General features: G+C 66.5%; 10 protein-coding genes. All 10 read right to left on the bottom strand.

All coding sequences use genetic code 11. The features are described 5' to 3' along the window. Positions 1-44: 44 nt before the first annotated feature. Positions 45-1,403 carry a cell wall metabolism sensor histidine kinase WalK gene (locus tag K2Z83_RS04935; RefSeq protein ID WP_220594048.1) on the bottom strand — a complete coding sequence of 453 codons (1,359 nt, stop codon included), beginning with the start codon at positions 1,401-1,403 and terminating at the stop codon, positions 45-47. A gap of 99 nt (positions 1,404-1,502) precedes the next feature. Then, complete coding sequence (locus K2Z83_RS04930; protein WP_220594047.1) at positions 1,503-2,201, bottom strand: response regulator transcription factor; 699 nt, start codon at positions 2,199-2,201, stop codon at positions 1,503-1,505. 158 nt (positions 2,202-2,359) lie between these two features. Further along, entirely contained in the window at positions 2,360-2,707 is a 348-nt protein-coding gene (locus K2Z83_RS04925) for a hypothetical protein (protein WP_220594046.1), read from the bottom strand. Then, complete coding sequence (locus tag K2Z83_RS04920; RefSeq protein WP_220594045.1) at positions 2,704-3,207, bottom strand: DUF4405 domain-containing protein; 504 nt, start codon at positions 3,205-3,207, stop codon at positions 2,704-2,706. The genes K2Z83_RS04925 and K2Z83_RS04920 overlap by 4 nt, the downstream gene beginning before the upstream one ends. A gap of 72 nt (positions 3,208-3,279) precedes the next feature. After that, positions 3,280-3,654: a FixH family protein gene (locus K2Z83_RS04915; protein ID WP_370650066.1), complete on the bottom strand. Its 375-nt coding sequence runs from the start codon at positions 3,652-3,654 to the stop codon at positions 3,280-3,282. A 139-nt stretch (positions 3,655-3,793) separates the two neighbouring features. Then, positions 3,794-4,456 (bottom strand): hypothetical protein, encoded by a 663-nt coding sequence (locus K2Z83_RS04910; RefSeq protein ID WP_220594043.1) that lies wholly within the window; start codon positions 4,454-4,456, stop codon positions 3,794-3,796. 103 nt (positions 4,457-4,559) lie between these two features. Beyond that, positions 4,560-4,841, bottom strand: coding sequence for a DUF507 family protein (locus tag K2Z83_RS04905; RefSeq protein ID WP_220594042.1), 282 nt, complete (start codon positions 4,839-4,841; stop codon positions 4,560-4,562). Between the two features lie 135 nt (positions 4,842-4,976). Further along, positions 4,977-6,947, bottom strand: coding sequence for a bifunctional aldolase/short-chain dehydrogenase (locus tag K2Z83_RS04900; protein ID WP_220594041.1), 1,971 nt, complete (start codon positions 6,945-6,947; stop codon positions 4,977-4,979). Between the two features lie 136 nt (positions 6,948-7,083). Beyond that, the gene (lsrF, locus tag K2Z83_RS04895; RefSeq protein ID WP_370650069.1) at positions 7,084-7,908 is read right to left on the bottom strand and encodes a 3-hydroxy-5-phosphonooxypentane-2,4-dione thiolase; all 825 of its coding nucleotides are present in this window, start codon (positions 7,906-7,908) and stop codon (positions 7,084-7,086) included. A gap of 95 nt (positions 7,909-8,003) precedes the next feature. Then, positions 8,004-8,960, bottom strand: a complete 957-nt coding sequence (locus tag K2Z83_RS04890) for a hypothetical protein (protein WP_370650065.1) — start codon at positions 8,958-8,960, stop codon at positions 8,004-8,006. Between the last annotated feature and the right edge of the window lie 388 nt (positions 8,961-9,348).

Here is a 9,348-nt window from a genome sequence, read left to right as displayed (position 1 = left end):
AACAATAATGTTGAATGTTGAATACTTCTCTCAACATTCAGCATTCATACGGCGACGGGGAGAGCGATGGTGAAGGTGGTGCCCTGCCCGACGGTGGATTCCACGGAGATCGTGCCGTCGTGGGCGTCGATGATCGCCTTGGCGATGGCCAGGCCCAGGCCGGATGCGCCGTTGTCGCCGCGCTGGCGGGCCTTGTCGGCGCGGTAGAAGCGGTCGAAGATATGGGGCAGGTCCGCTACGTCGATGCCGCTCCCGGTGTCGCACACCTGTAGCAGCACCTGGCCGCCCTGCTGGCTCGCCGAGAGCGTGACCGCGCCATGCGCTGTGTAGCGCAGGGCGTTTGAGACCAGGTTGTTGAGCACCTGGGCCATGCGGTCGGTGTCCACGGAGATCGAGGGCAGATCCTGGGCGGCGTCCACATGGAGGGCCAGCCCCTGCTGCTCAGCCTGGACAATGTAGGCGAGGCCGGCGCGCTCGATCAGGGCGACGGGATCAATCGCCCGGCGGCTGAGCGGCATCTCGCCGGAGTCGGCCAGCGAGAGCACGCGCAGATCCTCCACCAGGTGCCGCAGGTGTTCGACCTCGCTGTGCATCACGCCGTAGAGGGCGGCGCTGCCCTGGATACGCCCATCCTTCAGGCCCTCGGTGTAGCCGCGCAGAATGCTGAGCGGCGTGCGCAGGTCGTGGGCGAGGTCGGCGGTCATCTGCTTGCGGGATTGGCTAGCCCGGGAGAGGTCGCTGCTCATCTGGTTGAACGAGGTGGCGAGCCGGCCGATCTCGTCGCGGGAGCGCACGCGCACCTGCTCGCCGAGGCTGCCCGCCGCCATCGCCTGGGTGGCGGCGGTAAGCTCGCGGACGGGCCGGGTGAGGGTGCGGGCCAGGAGGCTGCCGAGGACGAGCGCGATCAGGGCGGCGACGCCGGCGCTGATCGCGGCGGCCCAGGCGACCCGCTGGATGAACGCCATCTCCGGCAGCGGTGCGCGCTCACGGTCGGAGGGGCGGGCGAGCTGATCGGCGCTAGGCGCGAGCACATAGCCGACGACCTGTCCGTTCACGCTGATGGGCTGGCTCGCGAGGCTGTCGTCATCGGACATGCCGGAGCCGACGGGGTGGGAGCGGCCGCCGAGGACAACTGTCCGGTCAGCGTTGAGCAAGGTGATGCGGCGGCTGTAGAACGTGAGCCGCGAGTCTGCGGCGAGCGCTTCATCGACCCCCGCCCAGCTGCCATGGCCCGCGTAGTAGCTGCCGAGGATCTGGGAGATCGCGTCCTGATCGCGGGTCGAGAGAAAGCGGTCAAACTCAGAGCGCGTGCGCATCCCGACCAGCAGGGCGACGAGGAGCGCGCCGACGACGCCGACCAGCAGGAAGGCGAGGGTGAGCTTGGTTGCGAGGGTGTGGATCATGACGATTGCAGATTGCAGATTGTCGATTGCAGATTGTGCATAGCATATTCAGATGCGATCCACATACGGCGACTCGAAACAAAGCGGCCGGATACCGGCCTACGAGCCAGGCGCCTTGGGCAGCGCGAAGCGGTAGCCCATGCCGTAGACCGTCTCGATATACTTGGGGCGGCGCGGGTCGGGCTCAATCTTGATGCGCAGGTTGCGGATGTGGACATCGATGGTGCGCTCGTAGCCCTCAAGGGCGTTGCCGGACATGCGGTCCATCAGGTCGAGCCGGGAGAAGACTTGCCCCGGCGCGGCCATCATCGCGCCGAGGAGCTCGAACTCAGAGGGCGTCAGATCGACATACTGATCGGCGACGCGCACCGTGCAGCCAGCGCGGTCGAGGACGATGTCGGCGGCGCGGAGGAGGTCGGGCTCGATGGCGGGCCGGTATGCGCGGCGGAGGACGGCGCGGATGCGGGCGATCAGCTCGCGGACATTAAAGGGCTTGGTGAGGTAGTCATCGGCACCAATCTCCAGGCCAATGATCTTATCATCGTCGGCGACCCTGGCGGTGAGCATGATCACGGGTGCGACGCCCTCCTTGCGGTATGCGTTCATAAACTCGTAGCCGCCCATCTCGGGCATCATCAGATCGAGGATGATCAGGTCGGGCTTCTCGATACGCGCCACGTACAGCGCCTCGCGGCCGTTGCTGGCCTGGACGACATGGAATCCCTCCTGCTCCAGGTAGACCCGGAGCATGTCGCGGAGGTTGCGCTCGTCGTCGACGATCAGGATGGTGTGGGTCATAGGCAGGTAGCACTGAGCAAAACGCTTGAGGCTCTGAGGAACTGAGGCTGGCGGCTCGCTCCGCTGCAAATTGCAGATTGCAGATTGTAGATTGGGCACAGCGCGATCAGACGCTATATATACGCTCCCGTACGCCAAAAAGGCTGCGTGAATCTGCACTAGCGCCGCTGTGGGCGGAGGCCGTCGGTGAGCCGGCTGATCAGCGTGCTGATCGCGATGATCACCGCGATGATGACCAGGTTCTTCAGCAGCTCGAAGGCGGCGGGCATACCGCGGCCGCCCTCGTGGTCGCCGCGGCCCTCCCCGCGCCCGAAGGCGCCGCCGGGGAGGAAGCCGGGCGGGCGGGAGCCCTCGGCGGCACCGGCGGGCGGGCGGCGCTCGAAGCCGTCGCGCCCGGGGCCGATGCCGCCCGAGCCGGAGGAGGCAGAGGAGGCGAAGGCCATCGTCGCGCCGACGACCAGCAGGGCAGCGGAGAGGATGATCAGCACGCGGGCGATGATCTTCACTGGGACACCTCCTGCCGAGGCTTCGCCGTCGGCCGCACAAGACCGAAGATGCGCGCTGTCGTCTTCAGGACCCACTGCCAGTGCAGGGCGAGGTGCAGCCCGATCAGCAGCACCGCGATGTTCGAGGTTGTGCTATGCAGCCCGCGCCAGAGGAAGCCGCGCGGGAGGCGCAGCCCAAAGAGCGGCAGTGCGACCTCCGAGATCATGAGCCCGGTGAAGGTGAGCAGCGTCACATCTATAAAGAGGGCCAGGTTGAGCAGGTAGCCCAGGCGCGAGCTGGCGCGGGCCTTGCGCAGCATCGTCTTGCTCAGAGCGACGATCCACTGCCAGTGCAGGAGCAGGTGGACGATGATCGCGGCGGCGAAGGCGATGCCGAGCCACTCGTGGATGCCGATCCCGCTGAGGCGGGGGGCGGTGGCGATCAGGAAGGCGATGAAGGTGGCGACGTCGATGAGGAGGTTGCTGCGGGCCCGGATATAGGTTCGGTGTTCCGGCTTCATGGTTCCAGTTCTCTATGCCGATAGCGGTGAAGCCATAGTAACAGGAACATTTTCAGGGATTGTTAAGGCTGATCAGGGCTCGGGCACCTCGCGCGGGAAGGTGGCGCGGTGCTCGACGCCGTCAAGCTCGGCGACGACGGTGATCTCCCAGGTGCCGCTCATGGTGTAGACGGTCTGCACGTTGTAGCGGCCCTGGCCCGCAGCGGAGGCCACGGGGCGGTTGGAGCCCATAGGCATGGCCGGCATGAGCAGGTCGATGTAGACGGAGGCGTCATCGATCAGCTGCCCCTTGGCGTCAGCCAGAGTGATGGTGAAATCCTGGGTCGCATTGACCTTGGGGGCATCGGCGGCCTCCAGGCCAATCGTGATCCCGTCGACCGTCTGCTCCTGGCGGACGGTGGGCGGGCCGGACGGCGCGGAGCAGGCGGCGAGCAGGGTGAGGATCACGAAAGGCGCTGGAGCGTGGAGGGCGCGCGGGCGTTTGGAACACGAAGGGCGCGAAGGGCGCGCGGACGCGGAGGGCGCGAAGAATGCGAACAGCGCGAACAGCGGTCGCAGAACGAGCATGAGCAGGAGGGGGCGCGCCTCAGCTCTCGGGCGGAGAGTCGAGGGCGGCGCGTAGGCCCGCCGTGAGGAGTGGCAGGCCGGCGATCTGCACGATATGGAACAGGCCGTTGTGGTCGAGCGGGATGCCGCAGCATGTCAGCTCCAGGCTGCTGGATTGGACGGCGGCGGCGATGATCGAGAGCAGGACGCCGGCGGCCATCTGCTGGGCGCCGGCGAGCCGGCCGCTCTGGGCGAGGCGGGCGTAGGCGCCGAGGGCGAAGAGCATCGCGGCGGCCTCGTAGATGATAAAGATCACAAAGCCGCGCTGGAGGCGCTCGCTGGCGAGGTAGAACCCGCCGGCGCTGAGGATCAGGCCGGGCAGGGCGCGGCGGGCGACCCGCTCGCCGAGGAGGTCGCCCACGGCGCCGGCGGCGAAGAGGGCCACGGTGACGCCCAGGGCGAGGTTGAGGGGGCGCCAGAGGATCTCGCGGCGGCGCGGCGACAGATCCAGGCCGTGAACGGCCACGCCGAGGGCGCCGGCGAGGCCCATGGCCCCGAAGGCGCCGGCCCAGATGCCGGCCTTCCATGGGTGGCCACGGCGGCGACCAAGCAGCTCGGCGGCGTAGCGCAGCGAGATGGCGGTGATTAGCGCGTCGGTGGCGGCGGTGGTGCGCTCGGTTGGGCTCTCAATGATCCGAGTCATAAGGGGACAGGCGACAGGGGACAGGGGACACTTGTGGCACACCGCAGGGCATACGCTATCGCGATGTCCGGCTATACCCTGTCCCCTTTGCCCTGTTCCCTGGTTAAAGGATGATCTTGCGCTCGGCGAGCAGGCGCGAGCGCATCTTCCGATACAGCTCATCGTAGTTCAGCCGGCCCATAGTGATCTCATATTTGTAGGCCTGGAGCATCTTATGGATCTCAGCGTCGAGACGCTCCTCGATCATAAGCTCGTCAGTGATGATATCGTTAATGGCCAGGCGCAGGTCGCTATCGCTGCTCTGAAAGAGCACCCCGTCGACCTCGGCGAGCTCATCGACGATGGCGGCGGCGAGCAGTTCGATCTTCTCAGGTGAGAGCTTCATCGGCACCTCGCAGCATTGCAGATTGCAGATTGCAGATTGCAGATTACGGAACTCATGATCCGCACCTACACTATAACACCAACCGGGCAAGCCGCGCTGCTACGCCCAGTCTGCAATCTGCAATCTGCAATCGCGCTAGATCACCCGCTCGTTGCCGCCGTCGACCGGCACCTGGGAGGCAGTGGTCTTGGCGAAGAGCGGGCCGCACATCTCGGCGGCCAGCTCGGCGACATCGCGGCTGGTGACCTCGATCTGCATGACGTTGTTGGTCTTGTACTGCTCCACCGTCAGGCCATAGTGCTTGGCGCGGGCCTGGAGCACCTCGTCCGTCCAGAGTCCGGTGTCGAAGACGGCGTTGGGGTGCAGCGAGTTGATCCTGATCCCGTCCTGGCCCCACTCCAGGGCGGCCACGCGGGCGAGCTGGTTGAGGGCGGCCTTGGAGGCCGAGTAGGCGACGGCGCCCGGCCCTGGCGCGGGCACGTTCTTCGAGCCGATGATCGCCACCCGCCCGCGACGGGGCGCATGCTTGAGCAGGGCGTGGGCCTCGCGCATGAGGATCATGTTCGCGTCGAGGTTGATCGTCATCGTCCTACGCCACTCGGCGGTGGGCATGTCCGCGATGCGCCGGGAGGGCGGGAAGATGCCGGCGTTGAGGATGAGCATATCGAGGCCGCCGAAGGCGCGGGCGGTGCGCTCCAGGGCGGCGATCAGCTGCTCCTCGCTGGTGACGTCGCAGCGGACACCGAGGAAGTCGGGGCGGTCGAAGAGCTGCTCGATGGCGGGGTTGATATCGAGGCCGACGACCGCCGCGCCGCGGGCCAGCAGCGACTCGACACATGCCTTGCCGATGCCGGAGGCTGCCCCGGTGACCAGGCCGATCTCGCCGGCGAACATGGGCGTCCGACCCTGGAGCGTGAGCTTGGCCTGCTCCAGCTCCCAGTACTCGGCGTCGAAGATATCGGCGGCGGGCTGGGCCTGGTAGGCTTCCAGGGCCGAGGCCTGCGCGATGATCGCCATCGTGTGGCGGTAGATGTCGCCGGCGATGACGGCATCCTGGGCGCTGCGCCCAACCGCGACCATGCCCAGGTCTGGGTCGAGCACCACCCGCGGCGCGGGGTCGAGCATGGTCAGCTGGCGACCGGTGCGGGCCTGCTGCTCCTGAAAGAAGGACTCGTAGGCGGCGCGGAAGGCCGTCACATCGCGGCCGATCATCGGCGCGCGCTTGGTGCGGATGACGTGGTCGGGCGTGGCCGGCCCCTGCTGCGAGATCATGCCGACATCCGCACGCTGGGCGAAGCGCAGGCACGGCTCGTCGTCGTGGGTGGTGAGGATCAGCGGGGCGCCGGCCGCGTCAGAGAGAGCCCGGCGCAGCGAGGCGAGCTCCTGGCGCAGCGGGCGCTGCGGGTCGGGCAGAGTCACCGGCGCGGCCGGGACAGGGTATGCCGCCAGGTAGGCCTCGGCCCGGCTCACCAGATCGATCATGCTCGCATAGGCGGCCTCAGCCGTCTCGCCGAAGCTAAACAGGCCGTGGCGCAGCAGCACCACGCCGGCGGTGCGCGCCGAGAGCTCGGCCGCAAAGAGCGCCGCGCAGCGCTTCGCCAGGGGGAAGCCCGGGCGCTCGTAGGGCACGATCACCACATCGTCGCCATAGATCGTGCGGATGCGCTCGGCGCCGCCGGGGGTGTTGGTGATCGCCAGCACCGCGTCGGCGTGCGAGTGGAGGACGTACTTCGCCGGCAGCAGCGCGTGCAGCATGGCCTCGACCGAGGCCGGGGGGGCTGCGGCGTTGATCGCGCTGCCCCGCAGCTCGTTGAGCCACTCGGTGTCGGAGAGGGTCTCAAGGGTGGTCAGCCGCCGCAGGTGATCCAGGCGCACCGGCGCGAAGCCCTTCGCCTCGACAGTCGCCAGGTCGGAGCCGCTGCCCTTCACATAGAGCACCGTCTCGGGCTCGCCGAAGATGTTGGTCTGCGCGATCTTGACCGACGTATTGCCGCCGCCGTGCAGGACGAGGGCCGGGTCCGCGCCGAGCAGGCGCGAGGCGTACACGCACTGGCCGAGGTCGCCGGGGAAGCGCGCGGCGTCCTCAGTGTTCCATTGGTTTTGCATATTTTTTCACCATAGAGGGGCGCAGCAGCGCGACGCCGCTGCGCCCTTACACCGACGGATACCAGACCGCAGAGGGGCGCAGCAGCACGACGCTGCTGCGCCCTTACGATGTCGGACAGGTAGAGTCGATGAGCTACTAGGCCGGCACGGCCTCGTTCTTGATCGTCATGTAGAGGTCGCTGGCCTGGGCCGGGGTGAGGCCCTCGTGGATGAGCGCCTGCAGGCCGCGGGCGGCGGCGACGGGGTGCTCGTCCTGCCAGACGTTCCGGCCGAGGTTGACGCCGATCGCACCGCGCTCGATGCCGTCGTGGACGAACTCATAGACCTCAAGGATCGTGTCGCACTTGGGGCCGCCGGCGATCACCACCGGCACGGGGCAGTTCTCGGCGACCTTGTGGAAATCCTCGCACCAGTAGGTCTTCACCGCCGTCGCGCCGAGCTCGGCGGCGATGCGGCAGGAGAGGGCCAGGAAGCGCGCGTCGCGCTTCTCTAGCTCTTTGCCCACCGCCGTGACGGCCATCACCGGGATGCCGTAGGGCTCGCAGGAGTTGATCAGGGTGGCGAGGTTGTTCAGGGTCTGGTGCTCGTAGTCGGAGCCGACAAAGACCGAGAGGCCGACGGCCGCGGCGTTCAGGCGGATGACCTCATCGATCGAGGTGGTGACGCTCTCGTTCGCCAGGTCGCCGCCAATGATGCTGGAGCCGCCGGAGACGCGCAGGATGATCGGCACCTGGGTCGCAGGGTCGATGCTGGCGCGCAGCACGCCGCGGGTGACGAACAGCGCGTCGACGTAGGGGAGGAGCGGCTTGACCATCTCGCCCGGCTTCTCAAGACGGCGGGTCGGGCCAAGGAAGTAGCCATGGTCCATGGCCAGGAAGAAGCAGCGCCCATCCGGTTTGGTGATCTGCGACCAGCGATTCTGTTTGCCCCAGTCCATTGCAGCAGGCTCCTTAGCATTGATTATATGTCAAAGCTATGACACAGAGGGAAATGGCGACATTATAAACTGTCGTGTGCCGCTGTCAACTTTGGGGGTTGAGGGTTGGAGGTTGGAGGCTAGGAGGTGCGACGATGTCGCAGGGCAATGCGCGCCTTGCGGGCGAGCATGATCACAAAGAGGCCCCAGCCAAGCCAGGCGACGAGCCCGCCGCCAAAGCGCGAGATCAACAGCGTGACCAGGATCAGGGCGCGGATCGCGCCAACAGACAGGCGCTTCCAGCGCGACGTAACCGGCTCCGCCTCCCAGTTGATCTGGCCGATACGCGGCAGCAGGCCACGCTCGACGCAGCCCTCAAGCGAGAAGACATAGATCACGTCAGTGTAGCGGGCCGCCAGGAGCAGGTCGCGCTCCAGCGCATCGCCCGAGAGCGGCGGCAGATCGTCGGCGGAGCTATCGGCGACAGAGCCGCTGATCGCGCCCACGCCGATACTGTCGGCGGATGAGCCATAGCTCGCGATCAGGGCGCCGCCAATATCATTGCGGAGCGCGTCGATCGGCAGGCTGCTGTAGCACATCAGCACCTCCACATCGGCGGGCAGGCCGACGATGTCAAAGGCGCGCTGGATGAGCGTCGTCCCAGCGCGCCGATCATCGGCGAGGATGGGCAGCTGGTAGGCGTGAACCTCGTAGCCATCGTGGTGGATCTCGCCGATAAGGTCGGTGTAGGCGGCGCGGGCGGCGGCGAAGAGGACGTTCTCAGGGGCGATCCAGAGGCGGCGGGCCATGTCGCTCAGGCCCCAGCGCTGGATGCGGTCGAGCTCGCTCGACGGGGGCTCGATATCGATGCCGACCGCATGGAAGATCAGCCCGTTATCGCGCGACCAGACGTGGAAGCTGCGATAGCGCTCGATCGCCTGGGGGTAGTTCTGTAGGTGGAACCAGCTCCCCTCGCTCTGGGGCAGCTGAAGCCAGGCCACCACCTGGATGCCAGCGCTATTGAGGGTGCGGACGACGGACACGAGGTCGGGGGTGAGATCGCGGAGGGCGAGGGCCACGCCATAGCCATAGGACACAAGATCACTCAGTAAGCTAGAGCGGCCGAGAAGATCAAGCCATCCCTTGCCATCAAGCTCACAGAAGAAGATCAGGTAGGGGCGCCCATAGCTCGGCGGCGCTGTTGGGGTCGTCTCGCGTGATACCTGCACTGATCAGCTACCGATACTATAAAGAGAGTCACACTGTGCCATTACGGAAATAGCCCGTAAAGCCCAGCAGCTTTAGCGCTGGGATATAAGCGGAGGTGGTGCCCATCCAGTCAATGGAGATCCCCCGTAAAGCCCAGCAGCTTTAGCGCTGGGATATAAGGGCTTCACCCGCTTTAGCGGCTTTAGCTCTCCGATACGGCTCCCTAATGCGCTAAAGCGCTTGTAGTAGAACGAATAATCTGGTATACTAGAGCTA

The sequence above is a fragment of the Oscillochloris sp. ZM17-4 genome (assembly GCF_019599295.1).
Lineage (GTDB): Bacteria > Chloroflexota > Chloroflexia > Chloroflexales > Chloroflexaceae > Oscillochloris.
This window is presented reverse-complemented; position numbering and strand designations above follow the sequence as displayed.